General features: G+C 74.5%; 14 protein-coding genes. 10 read left to right on the plus strand and 4 right to left on the minus strand.

The genetic code is table 11. The features are described from left to right. Window positions 1-27: 27 nt before the first annotated feature. Window positions 28-4599 carry a beta-ketoacyl synthase N-terminal-like domain-containing protein gene (locus ACWCV9_RS33365; protein WP_450792221.1) on the plus strand — a complete coding sequence of 1524 codons (4572 nt, stop codon included), beginning with the start codon at window positions 28-30 and terminating at the stop codon, window positions 4597-4599. A 102-nt stretch (window positions 4600-4701) separates the two neighbouring features. On the opposite strand, the gene ACWCV9_RS33370 is transcribed toward ACWCV9_RS33365, so the two are convergent. Then, on the minus strand, window positions 4702-5487 hold the full coding sequence (locus ACWCV9_RS33370) for a thioesterase II family protein (protein ID WP_450792222.1): 786 nt from the start codon (window positions 5485-5487) through the stop codon (window positions 4702-4704). After that, entirely contained in the window at window positions 5484-6878 is a 1395-nt protein-coding gene (locus ACWCV9_RS33375) for a condensation domain-containing protein (protein WP_450792224.1), read from the minus strand. Before ACWCV9_RS33375 ends, ACWCV9_RS33370 begins: the two co-directional genes overlap by 4 nt. Before the next feature lie 359 nt (window positions 6879-7237). Here ACWCV9_RS33375 and ACWCV9_RS33380 point away from each other — a divergent pair, with 359 nt between their 5' ends. The 9 genes from ACWCV9_RS33380 to argB all read left to right on the plus strand — a co-directional run bounded on the left by ACWCV9_RS33380 (window position 7238) and on the right by argB (window position 22764). Next, window positions 7238-8464, plus strand: coding sequence for a MupA/Atu3671 family FMN-dependent luciferase-like monooxygenase (locus tag ACWCV9_RS33380; RefSeq protein ID WP_450792226.1), 1227 nt, complete (start codon window positions 7238-7240; stop codon window positions 8462-8464). Continuing rightward, window positions 8461-10110, plus strand: coding sequence for a condensation domain-containing protein (locus tag ACWCV9_RS33385; protein ID WP_450792228.1), 1650 nt, complete (start codon window positions 8461-8463; stop codon window positions 10108-10110). Before ACWCV9_RS33380 ends, ACWCV9_RS33385 begins: the two co-directional genes overlap by 4 nt. Further along, on the plus strand, window positions 10107-13223 hold the full coding sequence (locus ACWCV9_RS33390) for an amino acid adenylation domain-containing protein (protein WP_450792230.1): 3117 nt from the start codon (window positions 10107-10109) through the stop codon (window positions 13221-13223). Before ACWCV9_RS33385 ends, ACWCV9_RS33390 begins: the two co-directional genes overlap by 4 nt. Next, on the plus strand, window positions 13217-15439 hold the full coding sequence (locus ACWCV9_RS33395; RefSeq protein ID WP_450792232.1) for a penicillin acylase family protein: 2223 nt from the start codon (window positions 13217-13219) through the stop codon (window positions 15437-15439). The genes ACWCV9_RS33390 and ACWCV9_RS33395 overlap by 7 nt, the downstream gene beginning before the upstream one ends. A 213-nt stretch (window positions 15440-15652) precedes the next feature. Beyond that, window positions 15653-16489 (plus strand): SDR family NAD(P)-dependent oxidoreductase, encoded by an 837-nt coding sequence (locus ACWCV9_RS33400; protein WP_450792234.1) that lies wholly within the window; start codon window positions 15653-15655, stop codon window positions 16487-16489. 61 nt (window positions 16490-16550) lie between these two features. Beyond that, the gene (locus ACWCV9_RS33405; RefSeq protein ID WP_450792236.1) at window positions 16551-18413 is read left to right on the plus strand and encodes an ABC transporter ATP-binding protein; all 1863 of its coding nucleotides are present in this window, start codon (window positions 16551-16553) and stop codon (window positions 18411-18413) included. Beyond that, entirely contained in the window at window positions 18406-20187 is a 1782-nt protein-coding gene (locus tag ACWCV9_RS33410; RefSeq protein WP_450792237.1) for an ATP-binding cassette domain-containing protein, read from the plus strand. Before ACWCV9_RS33405 ends, ACWCV9_RS33410 begins: the two co-directional genes overlap by 8 nt. Before the next feature lie 88 nt (window positions 20188-20275). Next, on the plus strand, window positions 20276-21967 hold the full coding sequence (locus ACWCV9_RS33415) for a condensation domain-containing protein (protein WP_450792239.1): 1692 nt from the start codon (window positions 20276-20278) through the stop codon (window positions 21965-21967). After that, complete coding sequence (gene argB / locus ACWCV9_RS33420; RefSeq protein WP_450792241.1) at window positions 21964-22764, plus strand: acetylglutamate kinase; 801 nt, start codon at window positions 21964-21966, stop codon at window positions 22762-22764. The genes ACWCV9_RS33415 and argB overlap by 4 nt, the downstream gene beginning before the upstream one ends. An 11-nt stretch (window positions 22765-22775) precedes the next feature. Here argB and ACWCV9_RS33425 read toward each other — a convergent pair whose 3' ends face one another. Together ACWCV9_RS33425 and ACWCV9_RS33430 are read right to left on the minus strand one after the other, a co-directional pair. Beyond that, window positions 22776-23261, minus strand: a complete 486-nt coding sequence (locus tag ACWCV9_RS33425) for a GNAT family N-acetyltransferase (protein ID WP_450792242.1) — start codon at window positions 23259-23261, stop codon at window positions 22776-22778. Between the two features lie 142 nt (window positions 23262-23403). Continuing rightward, a complete protein-coding gene (locus ACWCV9_RS33430; RefSeq protein ID WP_450792244.1) occupies window positions 23404-24369 on the minus strand; it encodes an aldo/keto reductase in 966 nt (321 codons plus the stop codon). Window positions 24370-24394 lie beyond the last annotated feature (25 nt).

Genomic DNA, 24394 nt, shown 5'->3' on the forward strand with positions numbered 1-24394 from the left:
CTTGCCCGGACCGACTCTGGAGCGCAGTTGAACGGTCAGAAGCAGAACGACGCGATCCCCGCCGACATCGCGGTGATCGGCATGGGCTGCCGGTTCCCCGGTGCGGACAGCCCGGACCAGTACTGGCAGAACATCCGCGAGGGCGTCGAGTCGATCCGGTTCTTCGACGACGACGAGCTGCGGGCCGCCGGCGTGCCCGCCCACATGCTGGCGAGCCCCCGCTACGTGCCGGCGTCCGCGGCCCTCCAGGGGGCCGAGGACTTCGACGCCGACTACTTCGGGTACGTGGCCCGCGAAGCCGAGTTGATGGACCCCCAGCACCGGCTGTTCCTGGAGTGCGCCCACTGGGCCATGGAGGACGCGGGCTACGACCCGGCCCGCTACCCGGGGCTGGTCGGCGTCTACGCGGGCTCCACCATGAACACCTATCTGCTGGTCAACCTGGTCGGCAACCGGCGGATGCTCGACGCGGTCGGGGACCACGCCACCATGATCGGCAACGACAAGGACTACCTGGCGCTCCGGGTCGCCTACAAGCTGAACCTCCAGGGTCCGGCCGTCGCCGTGCAGACCGCCTGCTCGACCTCCCTGACGGCGATCCACCTCGCCGCGCAGGCCATCCTGGCCGGCGAGTGCGACATGGCCATCGCCGGCGGCGCGTCGCTCCGGATGCCGCACAACGCGGGCTATCTACAGAACGCCACGGCCTCGAAGGACGGCCACTGCCGGAGCTTCGACGCCGACTCCACCGGCAGTGTGGTGGGCAACGGCGCCGGCGCCGTGCTCCTCAAGCACCTCGACGACGCCCTGCGCGACGGGGACCACATCCACGCCGTGATCGCCGGCACCTCGATCGGCAACGACGGCCGGTCCAAGGCGAGTTTCACGGCGCCGGGCGTCGACGGCCAGGCCCGCGCCGCCGCCGGCGCCATCGCCTCGGCCGGTCTGACCGCGGACGTCATCGACTACGTCGAAGCGCACGGAACCGGCACGCCGCTGGGCGACCCGATCGAGGTCGCCGGGCTCACCAAGGCGTACCGGCTCACCACCGACCGCTCGAACTACTGCGCCATCGGCTCCGTCAAGCCCAACATCGGCCACCTCGACGCCGCCGCCGGGGTGGCCGGCTTCATCAAGGCCGTCATGTGCCTGAAGAACAAGTCGATCCCGCCGGTGCTGCACTTCCGGACACCCAACCCCGAGATCGACTTCGCGGCCAGTCCGTTCTACGTGCCGACAGAGCTGCTGCCGATGGAGGGCGAGCCGGGCCGGCCGCGCTACGCCTCGGTGCATTCGCTCGGCATGGGCGGGGCCAACGCACACGTGGTGCTGCGGGAGGCCCCGGAGCCGGTGGCCGGTGCGCCGGAGCCCGGCAGCCAGCTGGTGGTGCTCTCCGCGCGCAGCAGGCCGGCCCTCGCCGAGCGGATGGAGCAGACCGCCCGTTGGATGCGCGAGAACCCCGGCGCCGTGCTGGCCGACGTCGCCCACACCCTCCAGGTCGGCCGGACCGAGCACGAGTACCGGGCCAGCGTCGTGGCGCGGGACCTGGCCGACGCCGCGAGTGCCCTGGGCGCCAAGGGCTCCGGACGCATCCGCAGCTCGGAGACCGTGGACGAGGCCGGTCCCCTGGTGTTCCTCTTCCCCGGCCAGGGCAGCCAGAGCGTCGGCATGGGAGCCGAACTGCACCGCCTGGAACCGGTGTTCCGGGACGCGGTCGACGAGTGCCTCGCCCTGATGCCGGTGGAGACCGCCGAACGCCTGCGGCCGCTGCTGCTGACCCGCCGCGATCCCTCGGCCGACGGCCTCACCTCGACCGACCTCGCCCAGCCTGCGCTGTTCACCGTCGAGTACGCGCTCGCCCGGCTGCTGCTGTCCTACGGCCTGGAACCCGCGGCCATGCTCGGGCACAGCATCGGCGAGTACGTGGCCGCGACCCTGGCGGGCGTCTTCAGCCTGCCCGACGCGCTGTCGGTGGTGGCCGCGCGCGGCCGCATGGTGGCAGCCCTGCCCGGCGGGTCGATGCTGGGCGTGGCGCTGCCCGAGGCCCGGGTCCGCGAGCTGATCGGCGACCAGGAGCTGTCGGTCGCCGCGGTCAACGGCTCGGCGTTGGTCTCCGTCGCCGGGGAGCACCAGGCGGTGGACGCCTTCGAGGCCCGGCTGCGGGCCGACGGCGTGGTGAGCCGGCGGCTGCGGGTCTCCCATGCCTTCCACTCCGCGATGCTCGACCCCGTCCTGGCGGACTTCACCGCCACGGTGGCCAAGGCGGCGCTCAACCCGCCCGCGATCCCGGTGATCTCCGGTGTCAGCGGTCGGCCGCTGACCGCCGAGCAGGCCACCGACCCCGGCTACTGGGCCCGGCAGCTGCGCGAGACCGTGCGGTTCGCCGACGGTCTGCGGGAGGTGGTGGCTCCCCCCGGAACCGTTCTGATCGAAGTCGGACCGGGCCGTCAGCTGTCGGCGCTGGCCGACAGCGAACTGGCCGCGCGGAACGCGCCCGTGGCGACCATGATGCCCGGTGCCGACCAGCGCGGCAGTGAGCAGGCGGCCCTGCTCGACGGGCTCGCCGAGCTGTGGCACCAGGGCGTCCGCATCGACTGGCAGCGTACCCACCAGCACCCCCGCCTGCGGGTGCCGCTGCCCACCTATCCGTTCCAGCGCACCCGGCACTGGATCGACGCCGCGCCCGACGACGCGGTCGTCGCGCTGGAGACGGCCCCCCGGGGACCGGAGGAGTGGATACACCGGCCCCGCTGGGTGGAACTGCCGCGCGCGGCGGCCGGGTCCGGGGCCACCGCCGCCGCCCCCGAAGCGACCGCGGTCCTGGTGCTGGCGGACCGGTCCGGGGTCGGCGCGGCCTTGGGCGAGCGGCTGACCGCGCTGGGCAGCCGGGTCACGCTGGTGGACGCCGATGCCGGCGCCGCGGTGAAGGCGGCGCTGGCCACGCCGGGCTCCCGCCCGGACGCCGTGGTGCACCTGCGGGCGCTGGACGCCGCGCCCGGGGCCACCGTGGAGCAGGAACAGGCGGTCGGCCTGCGGTCGCTGCTCGACATCCTGCCGGCCGGCGGGGCGCAGCCGGTCCGGCTGCTCCACGTGACGCGCCACGTGTTCGACGTGACGGGTGAGGACCCGCTGCGGCCCGGCCTGGCCACCGCGGTCGGCCTGTGCCGAGTCGTGCCGCAGGAGACCTCCTGGGACTGCCGGGTGGTCGAACTGGACCCGCGCGACCCGGCCGACCGCCTGCCGGAGACGGTGGCGGACCTGCTGGCCGAGCTGGGCGACACGGCGTCGCAGGCGTCCCCGGTGGCCCTCCGGGGCCGGAAGCGGTTCGTCCGCGCGCATGTCCGGGTGGACGTCGGCAATCAGGTCCCCGCCGGACACGGCACCCACCTCCTGGTCGGCGGGCTCGGCATGATCGGCCGGACCCTGGCCGCGGAGATCCTGCGCGACCCCGCCGCCCGCGTGATGCTCTACGACCGCGTCGAACCCGGCGCGCTCGCCCCGGCGGCGCGGCGGGAGCTGGAGGAGCTGCGGGCGCTCGGCGGCGACCGTCTGACCGTGCGCCGTGGCGACGCCGAGGACGTCGGGGCGCTGACCGCGGCGGTCCAGGAGGCGGCGCGGCGGGACGGCCGTCTTGCCGGGGTGGTCTACACCCCGGGCATGTCCGTCTCCCAGGGCATCCGGGCCGTGCTGGACTCCTCGCCCGAGCTGTTCGCCCACCACATGACCACCAAGATGGCCGGGCTGCACGCACTCGACGCGGCCCTGGACGGTGTGGCGTACGACCGCTGCCTGATCGTCGGGTCGCTCTCCAGCCTGCTGGGCGGAGTGGGCGGAGCCGCCTACACCGCGGCCAACTGGTACGCCGACACCTACGTGACCCGGCGCAACCGGACCGCGGCCACGCCCTGGCTCAACGTCCAGTGGGAGCACTGGCGGGAGACGGACACCCCCGGTCTGCGCGACGCGGCGGACTGCGGACCACAGGAGGCCAAGGAGCTGTACCGCCTGCTGACCGCGGTGGGCGGGGACGGGCCGTTCACCGTGTGCGCGGCCGACCCCGACGTGCGCGAGGCGCTGGCACGGCAGGCCGAGGCCGCCTCCGCCGTCGGCGCCCCGCCGGCCGACGGCGGGCCGGCAGGCCCCTCCGGCGGCACGGCCAAGGGCCGGCCGAAGATGTCCGTGCCCTACGTCGCGCCGCGCGACGAGACGGAGGAGTACGTCGCGGGCATGTGGCGCGACATGCTCGGCATCGACGAGATCGGCGTTCGCGACAGCTTCTTCGAACTGGGCGGGCAGTCCCTGCTCGCCATGCAACTGGTCGGACGGCTGCGGGACGCCCATGGGATCGAACTGCCGCTGGGCGAGATCTTCCAGGAGGCCACGGTGGCCACGATCGCCCAGCTGATCCGATCCGCCGGCGAGGGCCCGTCGGCCGTCGGGCCGCACGACGCGGCGGCCGCGGAGCAGGAGCCGACCGTCGACGTAGAGGTCGGGGAGGTCGCCTCGGAGGAGCTGGAGGCGTTGCTCAGCGAGATCGAAGGGCTGTCGAGCTCGGACATCGAGGCGGCGTTGGGCACCGAGGGCGAGGCGAACGCCTGACCCGCTCCCCGGGGCGGGCCGGACCGGTCGTGGGGTGGAGGGGACGTCCCGCAGCGGGCCTCCACCCCGGGGTAGCCGGCGTGGGCACGACGCCTGCGCCGGCTACCGGTTCCCCGCGCCCCCGGGCAGCCGCCGGCGTACCAGCGCGGTGAGCTCGCTCTGGTCGCCGTGGACCAGGAAGTGGTCGCCCGTCACTTCCAGCTGCTCGAACCCGGCGGAGGTCTCGGCGCGCCAGCCGCTGACCATCGCCTCGGTCAGTGTGTCGTCGTCCCGTCCGCGGATGGCCGTCACCGGAACCGGCAGCGGCGCGCGGTCGGGGCGTACGTAGGTCTCGGTGCAGGCGAAGTCCGCGCGGACGGTGGGAAGGACCAGCCGCATCAGCTCGGCGTTGGCCAGCAGGTGGGGCGGGGTCGCCGCCAGGCGGGTCAGCACCTCGATGAGGGCTGCGTCCGGCAGGCCGTGGACCGGCGTCGTGCCGAACGGCTCGCGGGGCGCGCGGCAGGAGGCGGCGAAGAGCCGGTCCGGTGGGCGCAGTCCGCGGTCGACCAGCCGCGCGGCCGTCTCGAACGCCAGCAGCGCACCCATGCTGATGCCGAACAGAGCGTACGGCCGGTCCAGCAGCGGGGCCACCTCGACTGCGAGCTGATCGGCGAGGAGGTCCATCCGGTCCACCGCGGGCTCGTGGAAGCGCTCCGCCCGGCCGGGCAGCTTCACCGGCACGGCGTGGACGTCCGGCCCGAGCTGCTCCTGCCAGTCCCGGAACAGGGCCCAGCCGCCTCCTGCGTACGGCAGGCAGAACAGCCGGGTCGCGGCATCGCTGTGCTCGGCGGCGTAGGGGAACCAGGGCGAGCCGGACAAGCGCGGTCCGGTCCCGGCGGCGCCGGTCATCGGGCCGGCTCCGACAGCGCCGGCAGGTCGGCGACCCGTGTGGCGGGCGCGGCGGCCAGCGTCTCCACGGTGTGCCGCAGATGCCCGCGGAGGCGTTCCACGGCAGCGTCGGGGAACCGGGCGGCGTACTCGATCCGGCCGGTCAGCCCGTCGCGCCGGCGGTTCCAGGACAGGGCGAGGTCGTGCTTGACCTCCACCGGCGGCAGAGGGTGGTGGCTCAGCCTCAGGCCGCCCAGGGACACGGCGTCCATCGGCGCGTTGTTGTGCACCACCGCCACGTTCCCGAACGGGCTGCGCCCATCACCGCGGCGGGGAAGCGCCGAGACCAGCCGGGAGAACGGCAGGCCGCTGTGGGCCAGTGCGTCGGCCACAACCCCCGCGGCCCGTTCCAGCAGCGCGTCCAGCCGGTCGTCGGGGCCGACGCGCAGGCGCAGGACCACCGTGTTGACGAAGCAGCCGATCAGCGCGCGCCCTTCGTGGCCGCGCCGGTCGACCGGGGTGGTCATGACGAGGTCGTCCTGGCCACTCGCCCGGTGCAAGGTGGCCGCCGACGCCGCCACCAACCCGGTGAACAGGCTGGTGCCGTGGCGCGCGCACAGCTGTTCCAGTGCCGTGGCCGGGCCGTCCGGCACCCGCAGCGTCAGCTCGCGGCCCGCCCACTTCCCGCCGGCCGCCGGGCCCGGCGCCGGTCCGGGTTCACCGCCCCGCGTGGGCGGCTGCGGCGGCTCAGCCGTTGCGGACCGCTCGGTCAGCGGGGACAGGTCGATCCGGTCGGGCGCGCCGTCGAGGGTCCTCAGCCAGTGCTCCAGGGCCTCCGCCGGCACGGCGTCCTTCGCCGCGAGCGCGAAGTACCCCTGGGGCGGCACGGCGAGCATGGGCCGCCGGCCGGCCGCCAACGCCGGGTACAGGGCGGCGAGTTCGGCCAGCAGCACGCCCAGCGAGCCGCCGTCCGAGACGATGTGGTGGAAGGTGGTGACCAGCACCCGCTCCTCGGGTCCGGTGCGCACCAGCAGGCAGCGCCACACGGGCCCCCGGTCGAGCCGGAAGGGCGTGACGGCCTCCTGCGCCACGAGCCGAGCCGCCTGCTGTGCGGGATCGGGCAGGGCGGTGACATCCTCCACCCGCCAGGGCAGGCGCAGCGCGCCCGGCGGCTCCACGAACGCGTGCGGGACGCCGTCCTCGTCGGCCGGGTAGCGCGAGCGCAGCGGTTCGTGCCGGTCCTGGACCCGTTGGAGCGCCTCGCGGAGCAGGTCCTCGTCCACCGGCCCGGACAGGCGTACGGCCGCGGGGTTGTGGTAGGTCGAGGTCCCGGGATTGAGCTGCTCGAAGAGCCAGATGCCGAACTGCGTCGCGGACGGCCGGTACGGTCCGGGCGATGTACGCTTCCTCAACCGGCGTTCCAGAAGGGCCCGTTGGGCCGGAGTGAGCCGTTCCAGGCGTCCGGCCAGGTCGTCGCCCGCTCCCCCCGCGGGCACGGCGCCGGCTCGCGCTTCCCCTGCCACCTCGTCCCGCCCTCCCAAGCCTCGGATGCCAGACGACCATGGCACACACCGGGCGTCCGTGGGGTCGTATCGAGCGGTCTTGACGGAAGAGTGCCGAGCGCAGATCCTTGTGATCGCTGAGGCTCCACCTGACCCGCGCCGTCACTCCCCCGGCTCACTGTTCCGTGCGTCCGCTCGTGGGCCAGGCCCCATGCCCCTGCCGACGCGGGACGGCGTACCGGCCGTCGCATGGAGGCATCATCGCAGTGGTGGAAATCGACGCCCGCATACGCGCCCTGTCCCCGCAGCAGCGTCGGTTGCTCCAGGAACGGCTGGCCGCCCGCAAGCCGCCGCCCGCGCCGCCCCGCGAGGCTCCCGCGCCGGTGCGCGCCCGCCACGGCGGACAGCCGCTGAAGTGGAGCCTGTTCTTCTTCTCGGCCGGCGGTGACCACACCACCGGCGAGCACTACGCCTTCCTGCTGGACTGCGCCCGCTTCGCCGACCGCAACGGCTTCGAGGCGATCTGGCTCCCCGAACGCCACTTCGACTCCTTCGGCGGCCCCTACCCGGCGCCGGCGGTCCTGGCAGGCGCCGTCAGCGCGGTCACCGAACGGTTAGGGGTGCGGGCGGGCAGCGTCGTGCTCCCGTTGCACGACCCGGTGCGGGTGGCCGAGGAGTGGGCCGTCGTCGACAACCTGTCCGGCGGGCGGACCGGGGTCTCCTTCGCCTCCGGCTGGCACCCCAACGACTTTGCGCTGGCCCCCGGCGCCTACGCCGACCGCCGGGACCGGACGGTGCAGGGCATCCGGCAGTTACGCGAGCTGTGGGGCGGCGGCACCGTCGAGCGCCGGGACGGCGCCGGCAGCACCATCGCGATCGGCACCCTCCCGCGCCCGGTCCAGCGGGAGATCCCGTTGTGGATCACCGCGTCGTCCTCGCCGGAGACCTGGCGCACCGGCGCCCGCGAGGGACTGCACGTCCTGACGGCCCTGCTGGAGCAGAGCCCCGCCGAACTCGGCGAGAAGGCCGCGCTCTACCGTGACGAACTGCGCGCCGCCGGACGCGATCCGGACGAGCACGCGGTCACCGCGATGCTCCACACCTTCGTCGGGTCCGACGAGGATGCCGTGCGGCGCACGGTCCACGCCCCCATGATCGGCTACCTGCGCTCGCACATGGAGCTGTTCGCGAAACTGGCCAGCAGCAAGGACGTGGCCATCGACCCCGCCAAGGTGAGCGCCGCGGACCGGGCGGCCCTGGCGGAGCTGGCCTTCGAGCGCTACTTCACCACCAACGGGCTGTTCGGGACACCGCGGTCCGCGCTGCCCAGGGTCCGCGAACTCGCCGCCGCGGGCGTCACCGAGATCGCCTGCCTGGTGGACTTCGGCGTCGCGCCCAAGGAGGTGCTGGCCAACCTGGTGCACCTTCAGGAACTGCGGGAAGCCGCCGAGACGGCCGGCGTCCGGACCCTCGCCGGCGCCGGAGCGCAGGCGTGACCGACACCGGCGAGCGTCTGCGGGACGTGTGGAACGAGCTGCTCGACCGGCCGGAGGGCGCCGAGGACCTGGACTTCTTCAGCCTGGGCGGGCAGTCGCTCATCGCCACCCGGCTGATCGGCCGGATCGAGGAGGAGTTCGGCGTCCGCCTGCGGCTGCGGGACGTCTTCGACCACCCCACCCTGGCCGGCTTGGGCGCCCTGGTCGCCGCCGCCCGGGAGCATGCGCAGGAGACCGGCGAGCGCAGCGTCGCCGACGCACCCGCCGACGGGCCGGTCCGGCTCGTCCACTCCCCGTCACGCCCCTACAGCGCTCCGCTCGCCCCGCTCCAGGAGCAGTTCTGGAAGGTCGAGCGCACCCTGCCGGAGGCCGCGTTCTTCAACCAGGTCATGCGGGTGGACCTGAGCGGGAACCTCGACCCGCGCCTGTTGATGTCCGCCCTGCGCGGCGCCGTCCGCCGGCACGACGTCCTGCACGCCACCCTGGAGGAGACCCCGGACGGCCCCCGGCAGACCGTACGCCCGGACTTCACCGTGCCGGTCCGGCAGCGCGAGTACGGGGACCTGGACGAGGCGTCGCGCGAGGAGGCGATCCGGCGGGCTGCCAGGGCCGAGGCCCGGCTGCCGTTCGACCTGGTCCGCGAGATTCCGCTGCGGCTGAGGGTGCTGCGCTTCACCGCGACCCGCAGCGCGGTGCTGGTGGTCACCCACCACATCGCCTTCGACGGCTGGTCGCGCAACCAGCTGGTGGCCGACGTCGCCGCCCAGTACCGGGCCCGGGTGGAGGGCACCGCGCTGCCCGAGCCGCTCGCCTTCAGGTACACCGACTTCGCCGCCTGGGCGGTGTCCCACCGGGCCGCCGGAGGGATGGACGCGTCCCGCGCCTACTGGCTGGAGCGGCTCGCGGCGCCCTACCCGGATCTGCGGCTGCCCGGGGCGCTGGACGGCGACGACACCTACCGGAGCGCCACCCATCCCGTCACCGTGCCCGCCTCGGCGCTGGCCTCGGTCTCGCGGCTGGCCCGCCGGGAGAGCACCACCGACTTCACGATCCTGCTGGCGGTGTTCCTGCTGGCGGTGGCGTGCCGCAGCGGCGCGCGAGAGACGATGGCCGCCATCCAGGTCGCCAACCGCCGCTGGCCCGGCGCCCAGGAGCTGGTCGGACTCTTCGCCAACACCCTGGTGCTGCGCGTGCCCGTCGACACCGCCGACCCGTTCGAGACATACCTGCGCGCGGTGAGATCGGCCCTGCTGGAGGCGTTCGACCATCAGGACGTCCCCTTGGAGGAGGTGGTCGACGCGCTCCGCGAACGCGACGGCATCGACCCCGCCGACCTGCTCCAGGTGGGCTTCGCCCTCCAGGAGTCCTGGGTGCCCGAGACCCCCGTGCCCGGCGGTTTCCTGCGCCAGGCGTCAGGTCTCGCCGTCGGCGACGACCAGGAACTGGACCCCAGCACCTTCGGACTGACGATGGAGCTGCGCGTGGACGGGCCGATGCTGACCGGGTACGTCACCTACAAGGCCGACCGCTACCCGCCGGAGGTGATCGAGGCGCTGGTCACCACGTTCGACGGCATCCTGCGGACGGTCACCGAGGAGCCGCGGACGGCGGTCGGCACGCTCGTCGCCGAGCAGGCGGCCCGGTGAGCGGGGCCAGCCTGCACGGCCTGTTCGCGGAGCACGCCCGCCGCCGGCCCGCCGCCGTCGCGCTGCACGCGCCCGGCCGCACCGTCGCCTACCGCGAACTCGCCCTGGCCGCCGCACGGGTGGCCGCCCGGCTGCGCGACGTGGGCGTCGGCCCCGGGTCGTTGGTGGCGGTCTTCGGCCCGGCCACCCCCGAACTCATGGCCGGGATGCTGGGCACGCTCGCAGCGGGCGCCGCATGGCTGCCGCTCGGCCTCGCCGACCCGCCGCAGCGCACCCGCGCCCTGCTGGCGCAGGTCCGCCCCGACGCCGCGCTGTGCGGGCAGCAGGAGTCCGCCGAGTGGGCCCTGCGGGCCGGCCCCGGCACGCCCTCGATCGTCCTGGGACCTGAGGTGTGGTCGGGTCCCGCCGAGCCGGCCGATGCCCCCGTGCAGCCGGACGACCTCGCCTACGTCATGTTCACCTCCGGCAGCACCGGCGTGCCCAAGGGTGTCGAGGTCACGCACCGCAGCCTGGTCAACTACTGCCGCTGGGTGGCCCGGGCCAACCGCGTCGACGGTGGCGTCGCCCTGCTGCCCGCCACCACCCGGCTCACCTCCGACGCCTGTCTTCAGCAGGTGATCGCTCCGCTGACCCGCGGCGACGCGGTCTGGCTGGTGGACGAGGACCTGCGGCTCGATCCGGAACGCCTGCTGGCCGAGCTGACCGCCCGCCCGGGCGCCGGGCTGCACTGCGTGCCCGCGCTGTGGGAGGAACTGCTGCTGGTCCTGGAATCCGCGGCCGCCCCCGTGCCCGCCCTCTCCAGTCTGTTCCTGGGGGGCGACCGGGTACGCGAGGACCTGTGGTCGCGCACCCGCAGGCTTCTGCCGCACTGCGCCATGGCCAACGTCTACGGCCCCACCGAGGCGACCGTCCAGGTGACCGGCGGCTTCCAGCCGGCCGGCGCCGAGCTGACCGTCGGCCGGCCGGTCGACAACGTCCGGGTGCTCGTCCTGGACGAGGGCGGACGGCCCGTCCCGGCGGGCGAGGACGGCGAAGTGCACCTGGGAGGGGTGTGCCTGGCCCGCGGGTACCGGGGAGCGCCCGCCGAGACCGCCGAGCGCTTCATCGGTACCGGAGCGGACCGCCTCTACCGCACGGGCGACGTGGGCGCCCTCCTGCCGGACGGGACGCTGCGCCTGCGCGGGCGGCTGGACGACCAGGTGAAGATCCGCGGCAACCGCGTCGAGCCCGGCGAGATCGAGGCGGCTCTCGCGGCGCTGGACGGGGTGGGCCGTGCCGCGATCGCCGTCTCCTCGGACAGCCGCGGCGAGGTCGTGCTCGCCGCGGGCGTCGAGTCCACGCGGGTGGGCCCCGACCTGTCCGCCGCCCTGCTGGCCGAACTGGCCGGCCGGCTGCCCGGGCACTTCGTCCCGGCCGCGCTGCGCGTCTACGACCGGCTTCCGCTGACACCGAACGGCAAGGTGGACCGGGCGGCCATCGCCGCCGGGGCAATCGGGCAGGTCGCGCCGTCGGCCAAGCCGCAGGTGTGGGGCTCCCCGCTGGAAGAGCAGGTCGCCGAGGTGTGGAACGAGCTGATGGACCGGCCCGCGACCTCGCCCGACGACGACTTCTTCGCACTCGGCGGCCACTCACTGCTCGCGGTCCGGGCGGCCGGCCGGCTGACGAGGAAGCTCGGCCGCGCGGTGGACGTCGGCGTGATCTTCGAGCACCGCACGGTCCGCGCGGTGGCGGAGGCCGTCGCCGGCCTCCCGCAGCGCGAGGCGGACGGCCCGCGGCGGGACGCGGACGTCCCCGTCCCGCTCTCGGTGCAGCAGCAAGAGCTCTGGCGGACACAGGAGTTCCTGGCCGGCACCCCCTTCAACACGGCGCTCCTGCCGGTCCTCATCGACGGACCGCTGGACGTGCCGGTGCTGACCGCGGCGCTCGGCGACGTGGTCGCGGCGCACCCGGCGCTACGCGGCCGGGTGGTCCCCGGTACCGACGGCGGCGCGCCGACGCAGACCGTCGCCCCGGTCACGCCGCCGCCCTGCCCGGTGACGGACCTGAGCGCCCTCGCCGCGCGGTCCGCCGAGGAGGCAGCGGTCCGGCAGGCCCGCATCCTGCTCGCCGAGCCCCTCGATCCGGTGCGCGGACCGGTGCTCAGAGCCCGGCTGGTGCGGCTGTCACCGGACCGCTCGTACCTCCTGCTGGCGGTGCACCACCTGTTCTGCGACGGGGTGTCGCTGAACGTCGTGCTGGCCGACCTCGCCGAGGCGTACGGCGTACGGCAGTCCGGCGGCGTCGGCGCCGGGCCCGCGGCCGAACCCGCGCACCTGCGGTACGCCGGGCACCAGCGCAGGCAGCTGGAGCTGGGGCGCTACGCCGACCACCTGGCGTACTGGAGTGCCAAACTGAGCCGTCCGGTGCCGGAACCGCGGCTCGGCCCCGAGCCCGCGGCGGCGGCCGACCCGTTCGACTTCGTCACCGCCGACATCGCACTCGGCCGCGAACTCGCCGGCCGGTTGCGGAACTTCGCCGGCTCGCGGGGCGCCACGCCGTTCATCTGCCTGACCGCCGCGCTCGCCGCAGCGCTGCACGCCCGCGGCGCCCCGTCGCCGGTGCGGCTCGGCACCCTGAGCGCCAACCGCGAGGACCCCGCGTGGGAACACACGGTGGGTCTGTTCAGTACCACCCTGGCGCTGGACGTGCCGGTCGACCCGGCCGCCGCCTTCGACACGCTGGTGGCCGCCGCCCGCGCCGAGGTGCTGGAGAGCTTCACCCACCAGCGCGCCCCGATGGAGCTGGCCTTCGACGCACTGCCGCCGGAACAGCCGCCGTTCCACATCGGTGTGGCCTGGGAACCGCCGCGTCCGCCCCACCAGGCCGGCCCGACCCGCTTCGAGGTCCACCGGCCCCCGGACGGATCGCATGCGGGCGTCCTGCCGTCCTCGACCGCGGCGTCCTTCGTCGTCCGCGAGGAGGACGACGATCTGCGACTCGCGCTGGAGGTCAGCAGGTCGGTACTGGACGAGAAACCGGCCCGGCACCTGCTGGAGGAGGTCCGGTCGCTGCTGGAGCGCCTGCTGGCGTCCCCCGGCGAGCCGGTCGCCCGCAGCACCGGCGCGCCGTGGTGACCGGGGCCGTGCACGGCCTGCCGGGACTGCGGGCCGACGTCACGATCGAGCACGGAGCCGGCGGCGTCCCGACCGTCCGCGCCTCCTGCCTGTCCGACTGCTGGGCGGGCCTCGGCCACGCGGTCGCCACCGACCGCCTCTTCCAGCTCGACCTGCTGCGCCGCAGCGCGGCCGGCCGGCTGGCCGAACTCTTCGGACCCCCGGCCGTCGCCCAGGACACCGCGCAGCGCCGGGCCGGGCTCACCGCCGCCGCCGATCGGGCGCTGGGCGACCTGCCCGACGATCAGCGGGCGGTGCTCACCGCCTACACCAGCGGCGTCAACGCGGTGATCGCCGCCGCGCCGCCGCCGCTGGAGCTGGAGGTGCTCGGCCTGCCCATGGAGGCGTGGCGGCCGCGCGACTCGCTGCTGGTCGCCCTCCTGCTGGCCCGGATGCTCAGCGGCGACGGCGAACACCACCGGATGCGCGGGCTGATGGACCGTTCGCTGCCGCCCGAGGTCGTCGGCTTCCTGCTCGGCGAGGCCGACCCCTACCTCGTGGGGCTGGACGGTCGGCCGACCGACGGCAGGAAGGCCGACCCGCCGGTGCGGGCGCTGCGCGCCCTGCTCGCCGAGGCGCCCGTCCCGTCCGGCGGCGACCGCCAGATCGTGGCGTCCGACGACCGTCCCTGGGGTTCGAACGCCCTGGCCCTGTCCGGTTCGCACACCTCCGACGGGCGAGCACTGCTGGCCAACGACATGCACCTTCCGCTGGGCGCGCCCGCCCTTTTCCACCGGGCCGGCCTGCGCTGGCCGGACGGCCGGGTGGACGGTGTGACGGTCCCCGGGCTTCCGGTCTTCGTGACCGGGGTCAGCGCCACGCTGGCCTGGGGGGCGACCCGGTTGGCGGCGGACGTGGTCGAGCTGGTCGAGGTGCGGCCCTCGCACCTGACCACCCGGCGTGAACGCATCCTGGTGCGCCACGGCGACCCGGTCGAGGTGGAGGTGCGGGACAGCCCGTGGGGACCGGTCGAGGGACCGGGACCCGACGGGCTCCTGCTGGCCCGGCACTGGGTGGGCCGCGACCCGGGCGGCGTCGACCTCGGACTGGGCGCGCTGATGACCGCCGGGGACGTCGAGGCCGGTACCCAGGCCGCCCGACGGGCCGGCGGGCCGCCGCTGAACGTCCTGCTGGCCGACTCCGGCGGCCGGATCGCCTGGACCGTCTCCGGCCGCTTCCCGGTGCGCGACGGCGCCGGACCGGTCACGCCCGACCGCGCCTGGACCGCCCACCGGTCCCCGCACGAGCTGCCGCACGTCACCGACCCGGCCTCGGGGCGGCTGGTCAGCGCCAACAACGGCGTCCGGGAGCACGGTCAGGTCCCGGGCCTGGCCGCCAACCACTTCTCGGCCCGACGGGCCGCACGGATCGGCGAACTGCTCGACACCGGCGGAACCTGGGACGAGCACCGGCTGCTGGCGCTCCAGAGCGACACCGACGCGCAGTTCTACGGTTTCTACCGCGACCTGGCGCTCACGGTCCTCACCGACTCCGTGACCCGGGCCGACGAGCAGCGCGGCCGGCTGCGCGAGGCCGTCCGCGCCTGGGACGGCACCGCCGGTACCGACGCGATCGGGCTGGCCGTGCTGGTCGCCTGGCGCGAGCTGCTGCGCGAGTCGCTGTTCGCCGCGCTGCTGAGCCGCTGTGCGGCCGGGAACGAGGATTTCGTCTACTGCTGGCACTCGCACGAGTCGCCGCTGCGGGCGATGTTGGGCGACGCTTCGCTCTTCCCACCGCCGCACCGCGACCAGCGGAGCTTCCTGCTGTTCGAACTCGACGTGTGCGGGGGCCTGTTGCGCCACATGGCACCGGAGACCGGCCCGGAGGCGCTGCGGTGGGGCGTGCTGAACCCCAGCGGCATCCGCCATCCCATGTCGCCCCTCGCGCCCGAACTCGCCGCGCTCCTCGACCTGCCCCAGGACGAGATGCCGGGCTGCCCGGAGTCGGTCTGCGCGGCGCGCCCCGGCTTCGGCCCGGCCGTGCGGCTCGCCGCGTCCCCCGGCCGGCCCGCGCAGGCCCTCCTCAACCTTCCCGGCGGCCAGTCCGGCGACCCGCGCAGCCCCTTCTACCGCGATCAGTTCGCGGCCTGGCTGATCGCCGCACCCCGGCCGCTGGACCCGCCGCCGACCGGCGGCGCCGCCACGCGGCTGGTACCCGTCCCGCCGAGGCAGGCATGAGTGGCGGGAGTCCGAGAGCAGGTGCCGGACGGTGCCGCCATGCAGATCGGCGGCGTCGTCCGCGCCGCGGAACACAGCCGGCGCGGCGCGGGCGACGCCGGGTACCGCCCACCATGACCGTGCCGGCCGCCGTGAGCGAGGCGTTCGCTCCCGTGGCCGCGGCCCGGTCATGTGCCTGATCGAGAACGGTCGAGAGATCCACGAGGAGAACGAGTGTCGGAACCCTTTCGTCTCGACGGCGCACGCGCCATGGTCACCGGGGCCGGCCGCGGCATCGGCCGTGAGGTGGCGCTGCTGCTGGCCCGCCAGGGCGCCCAGGTCACCGTGGTCGCTCGAACGGCCGCTGACGTCGAGGCCGTGGCCCGGGAGATCCGCGGGGCCGGCGGCGCCGCGCACTGGATCGCCGCCGACTGCGGCGATCCCGCGACCGCCGAACGGGCCGTGGCCGAGGCGGCCGACCGGATGGGCGGGCTGGACATCCTCGTCGGCAACATCGGCGGGTGGGGCGACGTGCCGGGCTCCGCGGGACCGCTGGCCGAAGCCACCGCGGCGTCGATCGACTCCGTGTTCGGGGTGAACGTCAAGGCCCCGCTGCTCACCATCATGGCCGCGGCCCGCGTGATGGCCTCCCAGGGGACCGGCGGCGCCATCGTCTCCACCGCCTCCATCGACGGCCTGTTCCCCGCCCCGGGCGAGGCCCTGTACGGAGCGGCCAAGGCCGCCCTGATCAGCCTGACCGGCGCCCTCGCGTACGAACTGGGAACCGACGGCATCCGGGTCAACGCGGTCGCCCCCGCCCTCATCGAGACCGCGATGACCCAGCCGTGGCTGACCGACGAGGACGACCGGCAGGACCGAGCCTCCCTCTACCCGCTGGGCCGGTTCGGCCGCCCCGAGGACGTCGCGGCCGCGGTGCTCTACCTGTGCAGCGAGCAGGCGGGCTGGGTCTCCGGGGTCACCCTGCCGGTCCACGGCGGCCAGCAGGCCACCAGCGACGCCTTCCGCTGGGTACGCGCCCACAACACCGTGCCGCCGCTCCGCCTCATCTGATGCGCGGCCCCGCCCGGGGCAGCATGCGTCTCCGCCAGGGGACGGGAAGGAGAACGATCGCATGCCCCCGCGGCCGCCCGGCCCCGCAGGTGAACGGCCCGCCCGGCGCGGTTCACCGCTGCTGGCGATGCTCGGGATGCTGCCGTCCGTCAGTCTCCCGCTGGCCGGACTGCTGCTGCTCGCACTGGTCGGCGCCGCCCTAGCGCCGGTGGCCCTGACGATCGCCAACGGCCGGCTGGTCGACGTGGTGTCGGGCGCAGCCTCCCACGGCCACGCCTGGGCACTGCGTCAGGTCACCGTGCTGGGCGTCCTGGTCGCCCTCGGCTTCTTGCTCCAGCAGTTGCTGGTCCCGGTCGCCCAGCAGACGGCCGACGCCCTCGGACGGCGCCTGACCCGGCAGCTGCGGGACCGCGTCATGGCCGCCTCGCTCGGCCCCACCGGCATCGGCCACCTCGAAGACACCGCCACGCTCGACCTGGTGACGGGGGCGCAGGGCGTCGGCACCGCCGGCTTCACCCCGCGCGACGCCCTGATCGCGACCGCCAACATCGGCGTGGCCCGCCTACAGGCGGTGGCCTGCGCGGCGCTGATCGCCGTCTTCCACTGGTGGCTCGCCCTGGCCCTGCTGGCCGGCTTCGCCGTCCTGACCAGCGGGGTCGTCGCCGACTACCGGCGCGGCCAGCAGGCGCTGATGGGCACCCCGGCGAAGCTGCGCCGCTCGACGTACGTACGCGACTTCGCCCGGGACCCGGAAGCGGCAAAGGAGATCCGTATCTTCGGGCTGCGCGACTGGCTCGACCTGCGCTTCCACCAGGAGTGGCGGGCCGCCATGGCGGGCCTGTGGCAGGCCCGCCGGGACGGCCGCCTCCTGATGCCCCTGCTGACCGCCGGGGTGATGGCCGTACAGCTCTGCGGCTTCACCGTGCTGGGCCTCGCCGCATCCCACGGCGACCTGAGCGCGGGACACTTCACCGCCTACGCCGGCGCGATGCTCGGGCTCAGCGCCGTCATGGGCGTCAGCCCCGACAACGTGAAAATCGACCAGGGGGCCGCCGCGGTCCCGCTGGTCCGCGCGCTCGAACACGCCCTCCCGTCGGCCGCCTCCGACCCACCGGCAGCCGTCCCCGGCGCCGCCCCGGCCATCCGGTTCGAGGCAGTCGGCTTCCGCTACCCCGGACGCGCCGAACCGGTCTTCAGCGGCTTCGACCTGGACATCCCGGCCGGCCAGTCCCTGGCCGTCGTGGGCGTCAACGGGGCGGGGAAGAGCACCCTGGTCAAGCTGCTGTCCGGGATGTACCAGCCGCAGGCCGGCCGCATCCTGATCGACGGCATCCCGCTGACGGAGTCCGACACCGGCCGATGGCAGCGGCGGATCGGCGCGGTCTTCCAGGACTTCGTCCACTACGAGCTGAGCGCCGCGGACAACGTGGGACTCGGGTCCGTCGAGCACATCGCCGACATGGACGGAATGCGGATCTGCGCCGAGCAGGCCGGGGCCACCGAGCTGATCGACCGGCTGGACCAGGGCTGGCAGAACATGCTGTCCGCCAAGTTCGCCGGCGGCCGCGACCTGTCCGGCGGCGAATGGCAGCGGCTCGCCCTGGCCCGCGCGCTGTTCGCGGTCCGGCACGGAGCCCGGCTACTGATCCTCGACGAGCCGGCCTCCGCCCTCGACGTACGCGCCGAGGCGGAGCTGAACGACCGGTTCCTCTCGCTCACCGAGGGAGTGACCTCCGTGCTCATCTCGCACCGCTTCTCCACCACCCGCCGGGCCGACCGCATCGTCGTCCTCGAACACGGCACGGTCCTCGAGAACGGCAGCCACGAGGAACTCATGGCCGCGGACGGAGCCTACGCCCGGATGTTCCGCATCCAGGCCGACCGGTTCACCGGCCCCCGCACCGGAGGTGAGGCGCGTGCGTGACTCGCTGCGCGGCCTCGGCGCCGCCTTCGCCCTGTCCTTCCGCGCGGACCGGGCCCGCGCCCTGCCCTTCACCGTCCTGTTCAGCCTGCGACCGCTGACGCTGGTGGCCTCCGCCTACGGGCTGAAGCTGACCGTCCAGGCCATCCAGGCCCACCACCTCGGCTCGACCGTCCGGCTGGCCGCGGTCATCGCCTTGATCAACGCGCTCGGCTTCGCGGCCGGTTCGGTGGCGATCCGGCTGGCGGTGCCCCTCATCGAACAGACCGCCCACCTGGTCGACCGGGAAATCATGCGGTTGTCGACCACCTCGGTCGAGCCCGCCGAACGCTCCGGCTGGCTGGACGAACTCGAACTGCTCGCCGCGGAACGCATGCACCTGGCCGAAGGGTGCGACGTCACCTCGCTGCTCATCGGCGCCGTGCTGCGGGCGGTCGCCACCGGAGTCGCGCTCGCCTTCGTCAACCCCTTCCTGCTGCTCCTGCCGCTGCTCGCCTGGCCGTCGCTGGCGGCCGGCTCGCGGCTGGAGCGGCTCAGGCAGCGGGCCCTGACCGAGACGGCCGCCGACCAGCGACACGCCCGCTTCCTGTTCGAGCAGGCCACCACCGCCGGTCCGGCGAAGGAACTGCGCATCTACGGCCTGCGCTCCGAGTTCCGCGACCGGCACCTACGCCACCTGCTCGCGGCCGACGCACGGCTGGACCGCGCCGGCCTCCTGGGCACGCTGTACGTCGCCGGCGGCTGGCTGGTCTTCGCCATCGGTTACGCCGGCGCCGTGATCCTCGTGGCGCGCCAGGCCGTCACCGGCGGGATCGGCCTCGGCGACGTCGTCCTCACCCTGACCCTGGTGGCCAGCGTCAGCCAGCAGATGGCGCAGACCGTCCGCTTCGGCAACGCCGTCCACAACAGCAAGGAGGCAGGAACCCGGCTGCTCCGGCTGCGTGCCCGGGCGCAGACGGCCGAGGCGCTGTGGACCGGCTCCCTCCCGGCGCCGCGACGGCTCACCCGGGGCATCGAGCTGCGCGGCCTCGGCTACCGGTACGCCGGCGCCGACCACGACGCGCTCGCCGACGCCGACCTGTTCCTGCCGGCCGGCAGCGTAGTCGGTGTGGTGGGCGACAACGGGGCCGGCAAGAGCACCCTGGTCCGGCTGCTGGCGGGCCTGGCCACCCCCACGCACGGCAGCATCCTGGTCGACGGCACCGACCTGCGCGACCTCGACCTCGCCGACTGGCGCTCCCGGATCACGGCGGGCTTCCAGGACTTCGCCAAGCCGCAGTTCCTGCTGCGCGACACCGTCGGCATCGGCGATCTCCCCCGGATCGACGACACCCTCGCCGTCACCGACGCCCTGCGCGCCGCCGACGCCGAAACCCTGCCGGACGCCCTCGGCAGCGGGCTGGACACCCCGCTCGGGCGAAGCTTCGACGACGGGACCGACCTGTCCGGCGGGCAGTGGCAGAAGCTCGCCGTCGCCCGCGCCATGATGCGCACCGACCCCCTGCTGCTCCTGCTCGACGAGCCCACCGCGGCCATCGACCCGGCCGCCGAACAGGCGCTGCTCGACCGGTACGCCGCCGCAGCGCGGGCCATCGGCCGGGCCACAGGCGCGGTCACCCTGCTCGTCTCGCACCGGCTCGGCACCATGCGCGACACCGACCTGATCGTGGTGCTGCGCGGGGGCCGGATCGCCGAGGCCGGCACGCACCGCGAACTCCTCGCACTCGACGGCTCGTACGCACAGCTCCACGCACTGCAACGCCAGGCGTACCGGTGAGCGACGGGCCCGGTGGCCCGGTCCCGCAACCTGACGCCCCGGCCACGCCCGCGGATCACGGGGTACCCGTCCGAAAGGAACGCGTCCGATGCGTAGCGCCCGACTGCACACCCTGCCCTACCACCCGCCGGCCACCGCCCTGCAACGGCGGCTGTGGCTGACCTCGCAGTACGCCCGCGACACCCCCGCCTACATCCTCGCCTACGCCTGGCAGGTCGACGGCCCGTTCGACCCGGCAGCCTTCCACGCCGCGCTGACCGCCGTGACCGGCCGCCATGAGGCGCTGCGCACCACGTTCACCCTCCGGGAGGGCGAGCTGCTGCGCGTCATTCACCCCGAGCTCCCGCCGGGCTTCGACCTCCTCGACAGCGTTGCCGCGTCCGACGTACCGGAGCTGGCGCGGCAGGAGGCGACCACCCGGTTCGACCTGGACCGTGGGCCGCTGCTGCGCTGCCGGGTCCTGCGGCACGCTCCGCAGCGGCACACCGTGTTGCTGACCACGCACCACATCACCGTGGACGGCCGGGCCATGAGCATTGTCCGGGAGGAACTCGCCGCCTGTTACGAGGCGTTCCTCCAGCAGCGACCCGACCCGCTGCCCCCGGTCCACCGCCAGTTCGCCGACTTCGCCGCCTGGCAGCAGGAGGGACTGGACACCGGGCGGTTCGACCCCCAGATGGCGTACTGGAAGCAGCAGCTGGCGGGCATCACCGGCCCCGCCCGGCTCCCCTTCCTCAAGCCGCGGCCCACCGTTCGCACGTCGGAAGGCCGGTGGGAGGACATCTTCTGTGACGCCTCGCTCACCGCGGCCGCCCGCAGGCTCGCCGTCGGTGCGCGGACCAGCGTCTCCACGGTGCTGATCGCCGCGGCCGCCCGCTGGCTGGCCGAGGAGACCGGCCTCGGGGAGGCCGTGATCGGGATGTCGACGGCTGGCCGGTCGCTGCCCGAGTTCGACCGCCTGGTGGGGCTGAGCACCAACACCCTGCCGCTGCGCATCCCGGTGCAGCCGGCGGCCACCGGCCGGCTGCTGGACGTGACCCGATCGGTCATGCTCGCCGCGATCGAGAACCAGGACGTGTCGTTCCCGCTGCTGATGCAGGAGCTCGGGCTGCCCCGCACTCTGCCGGTCAACCCGCTCACCCAGGTCCTGTTCGCCCTGCGCGACGGCCTCGGCCGGCCGTTTCAGCTGGCCGGCGCCGAGGTCACGGCGCTCCCCGCGGCCGGTCTGTCCAGCAGCAACGACGTGACCGTCGAACTCGACCCGCGGCCCGACGGGACGATCCGCGGCGGGCTGCTGTACTCGCCGGCCCTGATCGACCCCCCGCAGGCCGCGCGGTTGGCGGCCGGGCTGGTCGGCGTCCTGGAACGCATGACCGCGCAGCCGCGGCCTGCCGGGGCGGTCCCTCCGGGCCGGACGCCGGAGCCGAGCGGGTTCCCGGACCCCGGGCCGGCCACCGTCCCCGCTCCGTCCTCGGCCCCCGCCGGCATCGCCACCGCGCCGGTATCGGCGGACGCGTCGGCCGTACGTCCTGCGGACGGCGATCCCGCGGTCCGTCAGCAGACCCGCCGCTTGTGGCGACGGCTGCTGGACACCGAGGCGCCGGCCGACGGCGACGACTTCTTCGCCGCGGGGGGCGACTCGCTGCTCGCCGCCGAACTCATGCTGCTGCTCGGCGAGGAGCTGGACTGCTCGCTGCCGCTCAACCTGCCGGTGGGCAGCCCCACCTTCGGGAGGCTGGTCGCCGCGGTGACCGAGCACCGCAGGGGGGAGCAGCGGTGAACGGGGCCGGGCCGGCGCTCGTGGTCAAGTACGGGGGCGCGGCGATGCGGGACGGCCGGCTGTCCGCCGCCGCGGTGCGCGCCCTGACCGTACTGGCCGGCGGCTGCCGGCGGCTGGTCCTGGTGCACGGCGGTGGCCACGAGGTGAGCGAGGAGGCCGCCCGGCGCGGGCTGACCCCGCGCTTCGTCGACGGCCTGCGGGTCACCGACCCCGCCATGATGGACGTCGTCCGCATGGTGCTCGTCGACCGGATCAACAAGGACCTGGTCGGCCAGCTGGAGGGCGCCGGGATACCGGCGGTCGGCCTGTCGGGCGAGGACGCCGGGATGATGACGGCGCGCACGCTGCGCGTCGACGGCGTCGCCAGGTTCGGCCGGGTGGGCGAGGTCGCCGCCGTGGACACGAAGGTGCTGACCACGGCGTGCGAGGCGGGCCTCCTGCCGGTGGTCGCGAGCGTGGCGCCCGACGCCGGCGGACTGCTCCACAATCTCAACGCCGACACCGCCGCGGCCGCCCTGGCCGCCGCCCTGTCGGCCGACCAGCTGGTCTACGTCAGCGACGTGGAGGGGCTGATGGCCGACCCGGCCGACCCGTCGTCGGTCATCGCCCGCATGGGCAGCGACGACCTCGCGGCGCTGCTGCGCGACCGGCCGCCACTGGGCGGCATGCTGCCGAAGCTGTCCGGAGCCCTCAGCGCGTTGCAGTCGGGTGTGCCCGTCGTCCGGCTGGTCGGCGACCAGGCGCTGCTCAGCGCGTGCGCCGCCGAGCCCGGTCACGGGACCACCCTGCACCGGTGACGGGCGCTCCCTCAGGCGAGGTCGCGGACGTAGAGGAGGGAGCCGCGGGACGGGCTGAGCCGGGCCGCCCAGGAGGCCGGGACGTCGACCGGCTCCACCCGCCGGAAGGCGAAGCGCTCGAACCACCCGTCCCGGCGGATCGTCGCCGTGTAGAGCCGCCGCGCCCCGCCCGCCCTGGCGTGCTGGACGCTGCCGGCCAACAACCGCGCGCCTATGCCCCGGCGTTGGAACGCCTCGTCGACGCAGAAGTTGTACAGCACCGCGGCTGTCGACTGGTCCGCCAGCTGCTGCACCCCCGCGCACGCGACCAGCCGCTCGTCGTGCTCGGCCACCAGGAAGTCGGCGACGCGCTCGCCGAAGACGGCCGGGGGCCGGTGCCGCAGCAAGCCGGCCCGCATGAACGGCAGCGCCAGCAGGTGGAGGCGTCCCGCGTCGGCGGGCACCGCCGCACGTATGCGGGCCACGTCCCGGTCGGACGGCGGGGAGGTGTCAGTCATGTGCTTCCAGGACTCAGGCGGTCAGCGAAGATCGCCCGCCGAACGCGGCAACAGTGGTGCGACGTCCCCGCCATCATCTCGCAACGGGCTCGTTCCGGACCGGCGGACGGCGGAATGCGAACGGCATCCGGCCGGAGCGTCCTCAGCCGGTGCCGGCGACGTCGTCGTAGACACATCCGGCGAAGACCTTGTCGATGAGTTCCAGGGTGGGTTCCGACAGCAGCACCCCGGCGGCAGACGCCGTCTCGACCAGTTGCTCGGGGGTCGAGGCACCGACCAGCGCCGAGGTGACGCCGGGCCGGTTGAGCACCCACGCCACCGCGAGCTGGGCCGGCGTCATGCCCCGGCGCCGGGCGAGCCGGGCGAAGAGCTGCACCCGCTCCAGGATCGGCTCCGCCATGAGGTGGTCCATCAGGACCTTCCCTGTGGGGTCCGCGGCCCTGGAGTTCTCCGGGGGCGGTTGGCCGGGGGCGTACTTGCCGGTCAACAGGCCTTGGGCGAGCGGCCAGAAAGCCACCGTGCCGATGCCGAGGTCCTGGCACAGCGGCACGACGGCCTTCTCCGGTACCCGCCACAGGACGCTGTACTGCGGTTGGCTGGCGATCGGGGGCCGGATACCGAGTTCCGCCGCCGCCGCGCAGGCCGCAGTGATCTGTTGCGCCGTCCACTCGCTGAACCCATAGTGCGCGATCTTGCCTTCCGCGAGGAGTTCCCCGAAGGCCGCGACGGTCTCCGCCAGGGGGGTGCGGTCGTCGAACCGGTGGGCGCTGAGCAGGTCGATGCGTTCGGTGCGGAGAGCCTTCAGGCTGCGCTCGACACCTGCTCTGACGGCTGCGCGCGACAGCCCCGCCACCGCGCCTCCGGGCTCGTAGTAGACCTTGGTGGACAGCACGTAGGACTCTCTCGGCGCGCCCCGCAGGGCGGTGCCCAGCACCTCCTCCGCGTCACCGTACGAGCCGGCGGTGTCGAAGAACGTGATACCGAGGTCGCGGGCGGCGCCCACGACGCGGGCGGCACCGTGCCGCCCGTCCCGCAACAGGGGCCGCCAGGTACCTAGGCCGACCTCACTGACGACCGGGCCACCGGCTCCGAGGGTACGATGGCGCATCGACTCACTCCCCCGCGGGCCGCTG

It is taken from the genome of Streptomyces sp. NPDC001606 (genome assembly GCF_053596835.1).

What these genes read in the sequence shown, in the direction of transcription:
- ACWCV9_RS33370 (WP_450792222.1), bottom strand. Translation starts at nt 5,487, where the DNA reads ATGACCGGCGCCGCCGGGACCGGACCGCGCTTGTCCGGCTCGCCCTGG.
- ACWCV9_RS33405 (WP_450792236.1), top strand. Translation starts at nt 16,551, where the DNA reads ATGCCCCCGCGGCCGCCCGGCCCCGCAGGTGAACGGCCCGCCCGGCGC.
- ACWCV9_RS33415 (WP_450792239.1), top strand. Translation starts at nt 20,276, where the DNA reads ATGCGTAGCGCCCGACTGCACACCCTGCCCTACCACCCGCCGGCCACC.
- ACWCV9_RS33425 (WP_450792242.1), bottom strand. Translation starts at nt 23,261, where the DNA reads ATGACTGACACCTCCCCGCCGTCCGACCGGGACGTGGCCCGCATACGT.
- ACWCV9_RS33430 (WP_450792244.1), bottom strand. Translation starts at nt 24,369, where the DNA reads ATGCGCCATCGTACCCTCGGAGCCGGTGGCCCGGTCGTCAGTGAGGTC.